The 12,045-nt window shown below is 42.7% G+C and carries 11 protein-coding genes and 1 pseudogene; 7 read left to right on the top strand and 5 right to left on the bottom strand.

Features of this window, described 5'->3' with window-relative positions:
* Positions 1-534: 534 nt before the first annotated feature.
* On the top strand, positions 535-1,173 hold the full coding sequence (locus tag EWV60_RS14830) for a MotA/TolQ/ExbB proton channel family protein (protein ID WP_002750075.1): 639 nt from the start codon (positions 535-537) through the stop codon (positions 1,171-1,173).
* A gap of 18 nt (positions 1,174-1,191) precedes the next feature.
* Positions 1,192-1,761, top strand: a complete 570-nt coding sequence (locus EWV60_RS14835) for an ExbD/TolR family protein (RefSeq protein WP_002800076.1) — start codon at positions 1,192-1,194, stop codon at positions 1,759-1,761.
* Here the strand turns inward: EWV60_RS14835 and EWV60_RS14840 are convergent, their stop codons facing one another.
* Positions 1,762-2,112: a hypothetical protein gene (locus tag EWV60_RS14840; RefSeq protein WP_002793181.1), complete on the bottom strand. Its 351-nt coding sequence runs from the start codon at positions 2,110-2,112 to the stop codon at positions 1,762-1,764.
* Between the two features lie 413 nt (positions 2,113-2,525).
* Between EWV60_RS14840 and EWV60_RS14845 the strand changes: the two genes are divergently transcribed.
* Positions 2,526-3,719: an NAD(P)/FAD-dependent oxidoreductase gene (locus tag EWV60_RS14845; RefSeq protein ID WP_287233062.1), complete on the top strand. Its 1,194-nt coding sequence runs from the start codon at positions 2,526-2,528 to the stop codon at positions 3,717-3,719.
* Here EWV60_RS14845 and EWV60_RS14850 read toward each other — a convergent pair.
* A complete protein-coding gene (locus EWV60_RS14850) occupies positions 3,699-4,118 on the bottom strand; it encodes a GAF domain-containing protein (protein ID WP_287233064.1) in 420 nt (139 codons plus the stop codon). The two genes, EWV60_RS14845 and EWV60_RS14850, sit on opposite strands and share 21 nt — an antisense overlap.
* An 84-nt stretch (positions 4,119-4,202) precedes the next feature.
* Here EWV60_RS14850 and EWV60_RS14855 point away from each other — a divergent pair, with 84 nt between their 5' ends.
* Together EWV60_RS14855 and EWV60_RS14860 are read left to right on the top strand one after the other, a co-directional pair.
* Positions 4,203-5,537: an AAA family ATPase gene (locus tag EWV60_RS14855; protein ID WP_287233066.1), complete on the top strand. Its 1,335-nt coding sequence runs from the start codon at positions 4,203-4,205 to the stop codon at positions 5,535-5,537.
* The gene (locus EWV60_RS14860; protein WP_103111532.1) at positions 5,534-6,226 is read left to right on the top strand and encodes a Rho termination factor N-terminal domain-containing protein; all 693 of its coding nucleotides are present in this window, start codon (positions 5,534-5,536) and stop codon (positions 6,224-6,226) included. The genes EWV60_RS14855 and EWV60_RS14860 overlap by 4 nt, the downstream gene beginning before the upstream one ends.
* Before the next feature lie 71 nt (positions 6,227-6,297).
* Here the strand turns inward: EWV60_RS14860 and EWV60_RS14865 are convergent, their stop codons facing one another.
* On the bottom strand, positions 6,298-7,014 hold the full coding sequence (locus EWV60_RS14865) for a lysophospholipid acyltransferase family protein (RefSeq protein WP_287233069.1): 717 nt from the start codon (positions 7,012-7,014) through the stop codon (positions 6,298-6,300).
* A gap of 154 nt (positions 7,015-7,168) precedes the next feature.
* Here EWV60_RS14865 and metG point away from each other — a divergent pair, with 154 nt between their 5' ends.
* Together metG and EWV60_RS14875 are read left to right on the top strand one after the other, a co-directional pair.
* Positions 7,169-8,782: a methionine--tRNA ligase gene (gene metG / locus EWV60_RS14870; RefSeq protein WP_287233071.1), complete on the top strand. Its 1,614-nt coding sequence runs from the start codon at positions 7,169-7,171 to the stop codon at positions 8,780-8,782.
* Positions 8,783-8,886: 104 nt separating this feature from the next.
* Positions 8,887-9,492, top strand: coding sequence for a LabA-like NYN domain-containing protein (locus tag EWV60_RS14875; RefSeq protein ID WP_002743578.1), 606 nt, complete (start codon positions 8,887-8,889; stop codon positions 9,490-9,492).
* 187 nt (positions 9,493-9,679) lie between these two features.
* On the opposite strand, the gene EWV60_RS14880 is transcribed toward EWV60_RS14875, so the two are convergent.
* Both EWV60_RS14880 and EWV60_RS14885 read right to left on the bottom strand, forming a co-directional pair.
* Entirely contained in the window at positions 9,680-10,876 is a 1,197-nt protein-coding gene (locus EWV60_RS14880; RefSeq protein WP_016517180.1) for a DNA double-strand break repair nuclease NurA, read from the bottom strand.
* An 88-nt stretch (positions 10,877-10,964) separates the two neighbouring features.
* Positions 10,965-11,936: pseudogene (locus EWV60_RS14885) on the bottom strand (ImmA/IrrE family metallo-endopeptidase); the annotation flags it as partial.
* Positions 11,937-12,045: the final 109 nt, after the last annotated feature.

Consider the following 12,045-nt stretch of genomic DNA (forward strand, 5'->3'; position numbering starts at 1 on the left):
TGGGATAGAGAGGTGCGTAGTTCACCCAAGGAGAATTAATCTCTCGAAGTAAAAGTGAAGGGAATTTCTGAAATGGAATTCAGTCTGTCTATATTTGACTATACTTTTACTAACTATTAGATAACCGTGGTTTAGACTTCTCTGACCCGAATTAGGGGCTCTCTTAGGTTTGGTGGGTAAAATGTATTCACCAAATACAGTCCTGCTGACGAGGGAGTGGAAGGAACCACTCCAGACACAGAGGACACAAAGATTGATCTATCCTATATCGGTTAAACTTATCACACAGAACCTAGAAGAGCCAATTAGGTTCAAATAGAGTCAGGGCAATCCCTTTTCTGATATCTTCTGGCCCCTTGAAAAGCCCCATATCATCCTGTATTGTAAGTCAGCGTGAGAACTATAAATGTCAATCGATTAAGCTAGATCTTAAACTATAATCCTTAAACTATAATCATTACCCGATCGCCCGGTATTGGAGGAACAAAACAACTCGTGAGTATAACTGATTTAATCCAAAAAGGCGGAGTGGCCATGTGGCCGCTGCTTTTTCTGTCTATTTTAGCTCTTAGCACTATTATCGAACGAATTTGGTTTTGGAGTCGCACCCTCCTCAGTGAAGGCCAGATTTTAAATCGGATTATGGAATCGGCCACCCGTAACTGGGACTTAGCGGCAAAAGTCGCTAGGGATTCCCGCAATCACCCCATCGGTAGCTATCTCTACGCACCCCTGCGCTTAGAAAATCCAGATCCAGAGGTTTTTCACTTTGCCCTCGAATCGGCTGCCGATGAACAATTATCCCTAATGAAACGGGGCGATAAAATCCTTGAGGCAGTCATCGCCCTTTCTCCCCTGCTAGGATTATTAGGGACGGTACTCGGTTTAATTACCTCTTTGGCCAATATTCAACTGAGTGACCTGGGAACTTCCTCCACAGCCGGAGTAACTTTAGGTATTAGTGAAGCTTTAATTTCCACCGCTACCGGCTTAATTGTCGCTATCTTTAGCCTCGCTTTCTATCGCATTTTTCAGGGACTCTGGTTCAATCAAGCTAGAATTTTTCGCAAGGCCGGCAGTGATTTAGAAATTATCTACCGTCAACGTTGGCTAGATGGAGAAGACCAACAATACTCCCTCAGTGCTAACCTAGAAAAACCCCTCGATCGCTAAGTCTCCCCCTTATAACCCATGGCCGAAACTAAATCTCTTAACCACAAAAAGCCCAAAAGTAGCCATATTACGGCTCGTCCCCTGAAATTATGGCATGATCAACACCGCATTCAAGAGGATGTGCAAGTTAATATCATTCCCTTGATCGATGTAATTTTCTGTATTCTCACCTTCTTTATTCTCGGTGCAGTGGGATTATCTCGCCAACAGGCTATCAGTCTTGATTTACCGAAAGCTAGTACCGCCACCACCCCGATGCGGGAAATGTTGGTGGTTAGTCTCGATGATTTCGGACAACTCTACGTCGAAAAGCAGATGGTGACTCGCCCCCAGTTATTCGAGGCAATCAAGAATTATCATCAATATAGTCCCAATGGATTGATGGTACTGAATGCCTCCAGAAATGCCAGTTATAACGAAGTGGTAGGGGTTTTAGACCTGCTGCGACAGGTGGGCGGCGATCGCGTGGCTTTAGCGACTCTATCGGGGGAGGCTAACAATCCCACCCTGGAAAATAGCAATCCTTTGCCCAATTTGCCGACTAATCCCACCTCACCCGGTTTACCCAATCCTCTGGGCAGAAATTAACTAGGAATGGATGCGATAGCTGAGTAATTGTTCTTCGAGAGCTGCAATGCGATTGTAGGCCGCCGTCAATTGTGCCGTTAATCGGCGAATTTGGATTTCATCGGAAAAAGAATTTTCTCCATTGACAGCCGGGGATTGTTTGCCACCGTGATCTCGGAGAATATCTTTATGATCGTAGAGGCTATTATCGGATAACTCGGAAAAACCGACCATTTCCAAAGATTCACGCGGAGAACGACTCGATTTATCCCCAGCTAGGATAGCAATTTGCCGGCTGAGGCTCTCGACAATATCCTGTAGATGATCGACTTTCCGATCAAGACTGATAATCTGTTGTTGTAGTCCATTCATGCAATTACCTGGGTATAAAGGAGGCTTCCCCTCTATGCTAGGCTCTGGAGGAAATGGACTATGACAATTTATGATTGATTTAACGATTCCTTTACTGCCCTTAACTAATCTTAATAGATTGCCCGGGTCAACCGGCTGCACCCGATAGCACTTCTATTAGAAATTAAGGTAAGCTGTTGAGCAGTAAGCCTCGATTTTAAGGAACTAAATTATGTTTAAAAATTGGTCTTTCGATGATTGGATGAATCATATCCTTTTTCTGGCTACAATTTTGGCTTTGCTGACGATTTGGCTGGGTAGATAAATAAAAACTATTTTTCTTTCCTGGTTTACCGAAAATTTGGGTTTAAGTTTCCCCGTCCATTTTATGGCAGGGAGTGTCAAAATAAGAAACAAAACCCTCAGCGATCGATATGACTGACTCAAGCCCAAAAATTTGTATTCTCGGTGGTGGTTTTGGTGGACTCTATACTGCTTTGCGTTTGAGTCAATTGCCTTGGCCTGATCAACACCCTCCCCAAATTACCTTAATTGATAAAAGCGATCACTTTTTATTTTCTCCCCTTCTCTACGAATTAGTCACCTCAGAACTACAATCCTGGGAAATAGCTCCCCCTTTCAGCGAATTGCTCGCTAATACCCCCGTTGACTTCCAACAGGGAACCGTCACGGCGATCGATGTTAATAATCATAAAATAACCCTTGACAATAAAAACGATATATGCTATGACCGCCTCGTGATCGCCCTCGGTGGTCAATCTTCCCTTGACTTCCTACCCGGGGCCAGAACCCACGCTATCCCCTTTCGTAGTCTCGAGGATGCCTATCGTCTTCGGGATCGACTCAAAACCCTAGAACAATCCGATCGCGATAAAATTCGGGTCGCCATTATCGGGGGCGGTTATAGCGGCGTAGAATTAGCCTGTAAGCTGGCCGATCGCCTCGGAGAAAGGGGAAGAATTCGTCTGATCGAAAGAAATAGCGATATACTTGGCCCTTCAACCCAATTTAACCGCGACACCGCCAAAAAAGCCCTAGAAAAACGTCTAGTTTGGTTAGACCTCGAAACCACCGTCGCCGACATCCAAGCGGATCGCCTCTCCCTTGACTACAAAGGACAGATCGACAATATCCCCGTTGATCTAATTCTCTGGACCGTTAGTCCGATCGCCTCCCCACTGATCGCTAATTTGCCAATAGCACATAGTGAGCGCAAATTACTAAAAGTTAATCAATATTTACAAACTGTCGAAAACCCCAGCATCTACGCGATCGGCGATGCGGCCGATAGTCGCGATCAAGAGGATAAACCATACGCTGCCACGGCCCAGGTCGCCCTTCAACAGTCCGACTACTGCGCTTGGAATATTTGGGCGAGTTTCCACGATAAACCGGCTTTACCCTTCCGTTATCAACCTTTAGGCGAAATGTTGACCCTCGGCATCGATGAGGCTACGATTAGCGGTTTAGGACTAGAATTAGCCGGTCCCCTTGCCCATCTTACCCGTCGCTTAGTCTATCTCTACCGTCTGCCCACCCTTAACCATCAAATCGCCGTAGCATTCAACTGGATTACCCAACCGCTTCTATCCCTCATTTCTGAATAGCGAGTTCAGATATTCCTCCACTAACAAACTATCTCGATCGGTCAATTCCTGACCATCGAGACGATTTAAAAGCATTACTGCACCAAATAACCGATTATTAACCCTAATTGGCACAGCTAAAGCCGTTTTTATCCCCAAAGCCACCGCTATATCCTGACGAATGCGATTATCTCCTAGGGTTTGTCCCACCACCACCGGACAACTATCCCGGTAAACCACCGTACACAATCCCGACGTGGCAATATCACCCCTTTTGCCGACAATTGCCTGGGTATTTTTACCCGCACCCGCCCGATAATAAATACTATCACCGTCAAATTCGGCAATGATAACCGTTTCTGTTGGAATTGAACCTAAAATTTCTTCAGCAATGCGATCGAGATTAGTTAATTTTTCCATAATGGGTTAGGGGTTGAGGAAATGGGGTGTTATACTCAAAAAAACAGTAATTCATTAACTTTAGTCTATAGTTTGTGAACTCAAATGAAAGATAACACCCCCAAAGTAAAAAGTCTCAAATCTTATCTTCAGCATTTGCCTCAAGATGCGTCGGAAGCGATCGTTAGCACCAACTTTGCACGTTACCTGATATCATATTTAGGATTTTCAACCACGGAGATAATCCCACAGTACGACACGGGAGGCGGTGGGATTACCGACTTTGCCACTCGGAGAAACCTAGAAAACGATATTTTTTTGCAGACAAAGAGTAATCCTTTTCTGCTGATAGAGTTAAAGGGTAGAGATATTAACCTAACTGAAAATAGTCCAAGTTATAAGGCAACTGTCAATCAGTTAAAGCGTCAGTTATTAGGGAATAACTGTAAAGCAGCCCAATGGGGAATTATCAATAATAGTTCACACATCCAGTTATTTAGAAAACATGGTAAAACCATTTTTCCTGCTACTACTTGCATAGAGCTAACTCCTGAGAACATTGATGATACTATAGCTCTGATCAAGACAAAAATTGACAGCACTCCCAAAGCACTAACGGTTACTGTTTACAACAATAAAGGCGGTATAGGCAAAACCACCACAACCGTAAATCTTGCAGCTTTCCTTGCCCTTTTAGGTAAAAAAGTTCTAGTTTTAGACTTTGATTTTAATCAACGAGATTTAACTAGCTCTCTCCTAAATATAAAACCACAAGATGGACTACTAGAAAAGGCTTTAACTGATCGCAATATTGATCTAAAATCAGTGATTATTCCCTATATTTTTAAGAATCCAAAAGGACAAATTACCTTCGATGTTGTTCCTGCTGATCCTAAAATAGCAGGGTATGTGGAATTGGAGTATAATGCTAAAATGACAATATCCACTCTCCATAGAAAATTAGACTTAGCTAGATATGAATATGATTACATTTTTATAGATGCAGCTCCCAATTGGCGATTTACTAGCCGGCTGGCTGTTTATGCTGCCGATGTTGTCCTCTTACCCACAAAACATAACAATTCATTCTCCCTTAATAATGCAGCCACTGCCATCAAGGAGTTTCTGCCGGAAATGCAAAAATTAAAAAAAGATGGGACTCCCATAGCCTTACCAATTTTTTTCAACGGTGAGAAGATTACTCAACCACAGTTACAGCTTGCCCAAAAAGAAATTAATCAAATACTAAAAAATGACAAAAACCTTGTACACTATTTTTATCCCAGATATACTAATGCCAAAAAAGATTTACATATTCATCACCTGCCAGAATACGCTATTATAGCCAGTGCTGCTTTCGCTCGCGTGCCAGCCGTTTATAAAAATCGTTCCGCTTATGACTATTACAAAGACTTAGCAAAGGAGTATTTTTTACAATGATGGAATATACCGATATTGGTACTTTGAAGTATCTCTACTTAGATGAAATAGAAATTACCAATGGGACCGATGCTGATAGTTTTTTAATTGAAGCTACTGCTAAACTATTACAGCAGACAGGTGGACGCAATTGGCTGCCTGTAATCGTGAAAGAACTATCAGAGGATCGCTATGAAGTTATCGGCAACTCATTTGTTTATGCTGTGGCTGAAAGGGCTGGACTAGAAAGAATTTGGTGTATTATTGCCGATGGAACAGAAGATGCTAGGAATATATCCAGAGTTTTGGCAAGAGAAGAAACCCCAAAACTAAATCTTTCAACAGCTTCAAGAGAAGAAATTAAATCTGCTTTACAGTTCTTAATTGAACAACCGAATAGCCCACTGAAAACAGTTAAATTAGCTACTGCTACTGCTAGGATTGATGAAGCTCCCCGTCAATTCTGGAAGAGTTTAGATTCAATTGTTGCCCTCAAGTGTGGAATTACAAAAGGGAAGGGATTAGATTTACTCAAAACTGTCTTTTATCTCACTCCTCAATCTCAACAAGATGCAGTGATTGAGGAGTTTTCAGAAGAAACTCTCAAACTCAAGACTGTTTCTGAATTAAAGACTCTAGCCAAAGAAAAGGGAATCGTTGGTTTAAGCAAGATGAAGAAAGCAGAGCTAGTCAGAATATTGGCGCAATAAGAAAAAGGAGTATCAATTATGAATTATGAGTTAGGAAGTGGGAAGAAAAAAGCTGCCGACTGCCTCCTGACTTACCCTTTCAGCAATAAATCGCCAATTTCCGACTGACAATGACCAATTAAACGATTAAGGGCTTTTTTTCCTTGTTTACCTTGATAATCTGAGCGATCGCTTTCAGTAATTCCATAGGGACGACCGATCGCCACCTTGACACGATGATAAAAGACAACGGGATGCCAACCATCTTGATCGAATAAAGGTTCTGTGGTATCTAATAAGCGCAGCAAACGCACGGGAAAAGGACTAATAACAGTTTCCGACTCGGAGAGAATAGCCACAGGTAAGACCGATAGATTCTCCACGGGACAACCCAAGGCTAAATGGGCAAATCCGCTTTGAAAACGGCTAATTTGACGAGGAGCAGTCAAATTTAACATCGGCGATCCACCTTCTGGAAATAAACCGATCCATCGTCCGGACTGTAAAAAATCCGTTGCTTGCCGAAAAAAAGTCTGGTGGCGCTTTTCGGGAGTATCAAAGGGAAAACAGCCCAATTCTCCGATTAATTCCCGCAAAAGCGGCGTTTTTCCCATGTAGTGATGACAGGCGATCGGGAGAGTTTTGCCCAAAGCTTGAATTAAGATCGGCGCGTCCAAAAAGCTGCGATGGTTACTTACCACGATCGCCACTCCTTGGCCGGGTAGATTTTCTTGACCGACGGTAAACAGACTCGTGCGCGTGGTATCAAGAATTAAACGAGAGGTGGATAGGGGGGTAAGCAGCTTCATGGAAAAAAAAATCGGCCTTAAGATTGTTTTTATTGACTTAGATCACAACTAAAGGATAAAACAGAATTAGAGGATCATAAAACATAGGGATTGTCTCCCAATCATCTACGGATCAGCCTTGGGGCAGCCTCGTCTATTTAAAAAAATAAATTTCATGAATGATTTGAATGAGCGAAAAACATTTGCTTTAACAACACCTCTTTATTATGTCAACGATATCCCCCACATCGGTAGTGCTTACACGACGATCGTAGCGGATGTTATGGCACGATGGCAGCGGTTACAGGGCAATTCTGTCCTCCTGATTACAGGAACCGACGAACACGGACAGAAAATCGAACGGACTGCGGCAGCCAAAGGACTCAATCCCCAGGAACACTGCGATCGCATTGCCACCAGTTTTGCCAATCTCTGGGCTAAGCTACAGATCCAGTATGATCGCTTTAGTCGCACCACGGCCCCCCGTCATCAGGCAATTGTTAACGAATTTTTTGAAAGAGTCTGGGAAAAGGGCGATATCTATCTCGATCGCCAACAGGGTTGGTATTGCGTCGCCTGTGAAGAATTTAAGGAAAAAAGAGAACTGTTAGATAATGGCTGTTGTCCCATTCATACTAATCTGGCCGCCGAATGGCGCGACGAGGAAAACTATTTTTTCCGTCTCTCTAAATATCAGACGCAACTAGAACAACTTTACCAAGAACAACCCGATTTTATTCAACCGGAAAGCCGACGTAATGAGGTTCTCAACTTTGTCAACCAAGGACTACAGGACTTCTCCATCTCTAGGGTTAATGTGGCTTGGGGGTTTCCCATTCCCCACGATGGTAAGCATACCATCTACGTTTGGTTTGATGCCCTTCTTGGCTATGTTACCGCCCTTCTCGACCCCGAAGACGAACCCACCCTAGAAAATGCCTTGGCCAAATGGTGGCCGATCGATCTGCATCTGATCGGTAAAGATATATTAAGATTCCATGCCATTTATTGGCCGGCTATGCTAATGTCGGCGGGTTTACCCTTGCCTAAAAGAGTCTTCGGCCACGGCTTTTTGACCAAAGACGGGCGGAAAATGGGCAAAAGTCTCGGTAATACCCTCGATCCCTTCGATTTGGTTGATCGCTATGGGGCCGATGCCGTCCGTTACTATTTCGTTAAAGAGATTGAATTAGGACAGGATGGCGATTTTCAGGAAACCAGATTTGTTAATATTCTTAACGCAGATTTAGCCAACGATTTAGGCAACCTCCTCAATCGCACCCTAGGCATGGTTAAAAAATACTGCCAAAATATCCCCCCCCAGTTGACTGGCGTAGATATCCCCAACGATAATCGTCTTAAGAATATGGGGATCAATCTAGGGGGCATTGTTGAACAGAAGTACAATGCGCTACAATTTAATCAAGCCTGTGAGGAAATATTAGCGTTGATTCGCGCTAGTAACAAGTTTATCGATGAGAGTGCGCCCTGGAGTTTATTTAAACAGAAACAACAAGCAGCAGTAGAACAAGTCCTCTACGCAGTTTTGGAATCAGTAAGACTCTCTGCCTACCTACTCTCACCGATAATACCGACCTTGAGCAGTAAAATTTATCAACAACTAGGTTTTGTTATTGATTTTAATACTTTCAGGTCGGAGGATGGGGAAAACTTCCCTGATAGTGTCTCTTTTTTCCAACACTGTCAATGGGGATTACCCACAAATCCACAACTAGGAACACCTGAACCGATCTTTTCTAAACTAGAACTGCCGTTAAACGATTCCTAAAGGAATTTTTTGATAACTCTATTTTTTAAGGTCTGTTGTCCTTTCGGATACAACTGGCAAACACCCAACACTAAACTTTTAACAAACAAACGAGGAAAAATAAAATGTTTGATGATTATGATACAGCCCCAGTCTTCACCCCTGAACAAGTGCTAGAAAATCGCGGCCGTGTGGCGATTTTCATCGATGGTTCTAATTTATTTTATGCGGCTCTGCAATTAGGTATCGAAATTGACTACACCAAATTACTTTGTCGTTTAACTGCCGGTTCTCGTCTCTTGCGCGCCTTCTTTTATACTGGAGTTGATCGCACTAACGAAAAACAGCAGGGATTCCTCCTCTGGATGCGTCGCAACGGTTATCGAGTCATCGCTAAAGATCTGGTACAATTACCCGATGGTTCCAAAAAAGCCAATCTCGACGTGGAAATTGCCGTAGATTTAATGGCGCTAGTGGGTTCCTATGATACCGCAGTAATTGTCAGTGGTGATGGGGATTTGGCCTATGCTGCCGATTCCGTCAGTTACCGTGGTGCGCGAGTGGAAGTGGTTAGTTTGCGATCAATGACCAGTGATAGTTTAATTAATGTAGCCGATCGCTATGTTGATCTAGATCAAATTAAAGAAGAAATTCAAAAAACTAGCAAACATCACGTTAGTTATAATAATTTCCCCGTCAGCGTCTTAGACCAAGATCGTAGCAGTCGCTAGAAAAATTCGGCAAAAATCAAGTTTAAGGTGGGAATTACCCACCTTTTTCAGTTATCAGTGATCAGTTATCAGTTATCAGTGATACTAAATCCGGTTATTAAAGACTGATTATTTATTCCCTCTTTTGCCTCTTACCTATTGCCTTTTGCCTGTCCTGATATGTAGCCTATACTCAACAGATTTACTATCAAGCGATACTACTGCGTTTTCTCGCTTCCTTATAAGATGTTCCCACATCCTGTAAACCGACTTTAATCATCTGTTGTTCCAAAAGGGCAAAAAAACGCAAGCGATCGCCACCTTTAATCACCGCTAAATTGTGCGCTTCCGCTAAGGCGATCGGATAACCATAACCTTTTAACACCTGGGCCAGTAAAATACTCAAAGAGCGATCGAGTAATTCTCGCTCCTCCACCACCCAAGCAGGAACCTCTACCCTAGCGATTTCCGTCCCCACATGGAGATAACAGAAGTAAATGCGATGCTCATCCCCATAAAGATCGAGTATTTTCAAAGAACTGCGCCAAAAAGGACTTCTTTGCCCCGGTTCCAATAAATAACCCCAGAGAGAAGCATCCCGGAGAGGATCGACAACGCGACAAGGGGTTTTTTCTGGGTCTAAATCACCGCAATTGATCAAGCAATTGGGAGTATCATGGGGACAAGATTGTAAACGGAGGAAATTTAAGCTTTCCGTGCTACGAGAAGCACTAATATAACCCATAAGCGGGATTCTAGCTGATTTTAAATCGTCCCAAGACTGAAAAATCGGTGGCAAAATTAAATCTTTTGCTTCCGGGGGGAGACTATCGATAAACCAATAGATCAAAGAACCATCCACGAGGGCTAAATTTGGTTCATAATGGGCTCCAGGGGGTTTTACCCAACGGGTAGCCATTTCTGCTAACATTTGGCTTTCTAATACCGTCCGACGATAACTCATCCACTCATCCACGCGAATACCCCACTGTTTAGAAATGTAGAGGTCTTCTGATTTGTAATAGACTTCGGGAATGCTATCGAGGAGCGGGTGCAAATTTTGACCATAGTGCAACATAATCCTACCGATATTAATTAGATAACAGTAGGCGATTTCGTGGTGAGAAGGGGCAATTTGGGAACCATCCGTGGCAAAAACGCTATGACTTTCGGGAGCGGGAAGGATAGTAACGCGGGTGTCGAGAGGTTCGATCGGTAGCGCGACGGAGAAAATTAGGCGATCGTGCCAGTTATGATAGAGTTCTAGCAGTTTTTCCTGTTGCTGTTGAGCTTGTTCTAAAAGAATTTTAGCCCGTTGCACGCGCTCGCGACTAGCTGTCACTTCCTGTTGAAAATGTTGACTGATTCCTGGCATTTTTGCCGCTAATTTCGCAAGATCGAGCATAGCTATCCTCTCCCTGACTTTTTTTGATTTTATCGCAATTTTGTCACTTATTGCCAAATTTATCCATAGTAATCTCCGCTTACAGCATTTATCTCAAGGGTGAGATAGGAAGTTTTCCTTTTGGGGAGTCGCTCGTCAATACCAAAAAGGAATCTTGCGTATTTAGACAATATTTGTCCTTGAGATCATTGCAGTTTTGATAAGAAATAATTTGCTCATGTTGCATTCTACCCACAATAATACCACGGTGTATTCCTAGTTGTTCGGCAAATTGATTAATAGCTTTTTTACTGAGAGAATTATTGGCGATAAATCTCTGCCAATCTCTGGGAGCAATTAAGAAATTAGCCGCAAAAATATCCGCCTCTTTTTCTTGAATTTTATCTCGAATATCTTTATCTTGCCCCTCTAAAAATAAAATTCGTTTCCCATGTAATAAAATATGACCAGCTTCATGAAAAAAAGAAAACCAAAAATGATCATTTGTTTTGTATCGATCACTCAATTGAATTAAAGCTCTCTGAGAACCTAACCAACGGGTAGCACCGTGTACCCTTGTTTTCGGAAGTTCAGGAACAAAAACCAAGGCAACTCCCGCTGCCGCACAAAGCTCGATCATTTGCGGTTGAAATACCTCGATAGACTTAATAGTTAACGAACGAATTTGTCGCAAGGCATCTCTGAATTTCAACTCGTTGTAATCAGCACAATTAATTTTCGATGCTTCTATTTCTCCTTGACGCAACCATGCCGTTATTGCCCCTCGATCGCTATCAAATGCTTGAGACTTTCTAAAATCAATCGATAAATTTCTCCCCCAAATCTCCTCCCATTGCTCAGGGGAAACAACGGCAAAAAAATTCAAACTCTCCCGTAATTGCTCTATTTTATCCTCATCAAACTTGAGCCAGCCTAATTCAGTCATCTGGCGATAAGGAATTTGTTTTAACCAGCCTAAATAACCTTTTAATCTTTGATTCTCATTTTTTCTCGCTAAATATTCCCGATAAAGTCTTTCGCGCTCTATCCAGAAACTGGCAGGAGTTCCTAATACCAATTCTCTAAATACCAACTACAGATAGAGCATCCAGGATATAACCTCGTCCAACAATTGAAGCAATTACCTCTTTGTTCATTTCTTCGAGTCGTTGACCAATTAACAAACGTAA

Origin of the sequence: Microcystis sp. Msp_OC_L_20101000_S702, assembly GCF_007095705.1 — a bacterium.
In the GTDB taxonomy this organism is placed as follows: Bacteria; Cyanobacteriota; Cyanobacteriia; order Cyanobacteriales; family Microcystaceae; genus Microcystis; species Microcystis ichthyoblabe_A.

Bases quoted from the DNA above. Each gene is read 5' to 3' on its own strand.
- EWV60_RS14830 (WP_002750075.1), top strand. From the start codon at position 535: ATGTGGCCGCTGCTTTTTCTGTCTATTTTAGCTCTTAGCACTATTATC.
- EWV60_RS14875 (WP_002743578.1), top strand. From the start codon at position 8,887: ATGTTTGATGATTATGATACAGCCCCAGTCTTCACCCCTGAACAAGTG.
- EWV60_RS14835 (WP_002800076.1), top strand. From the start codon at position 1,192: ATGGCCGAAACTAAATCTCTTAACCACAAAAAGCCCAAAAGTAGCCAT.
- EWV60_RS14845 (WP_287233062.1), top strand. From the start codon at position 2,526: ATGACTGACTCAAGCCCAAAAATTTGTATTCTCGGTGGTGGTTTTGGT.
- EWV60_RS14880 (WP_016517180.1), bottom strand. From the start codon at position 10,876: ATGCTCGATCTTGCGAAATTAGCGGCAAAAATGCCAGGAATCAGTCAA.
- EWV60_RS14860 (WP_103111532.1), top strand. From the start codon at position 5,534: ATGATGGAATATACCGATATTGGTACTTTGAAGTATCTCTACTTAGAT.
- EWV60_RS14855 (WP_287233066.1), top strand. From the start codon at position 4,203: ATGAAAGATAACACCCCCAAAGTAAAAAGTCTCAAATCTTATCTTCAG.
- EWV60_RS14840 (WP_002793181.1), bottom strand. From the start codon at position 2,112: ATGAATGGACTACAACAACAGATTATCAGTCTTGATCGGAAAGTCGAT.
- EWV60_RS14865 (WP_287233069.1), bottom strand. From the start codon at position 7,014: ATGAAGCTGCTTACCCCCCTATCCACCTCTCGTTTAATTCTTGATACC.
- metG (WP_287233071.1), top strand. From the start codon at position 7,169: ATGAATGATTTGAATGAGCGAAAAACATTTGCTTTAACAACACCTCTT.
- EWV60_RS14850 (WP_287233064.1), bottom strand. From the start codon at position 4,118: ATGGAAAAATTAACTAATCTCGATCGCATTGCTGAAGAAATTTTAGGT.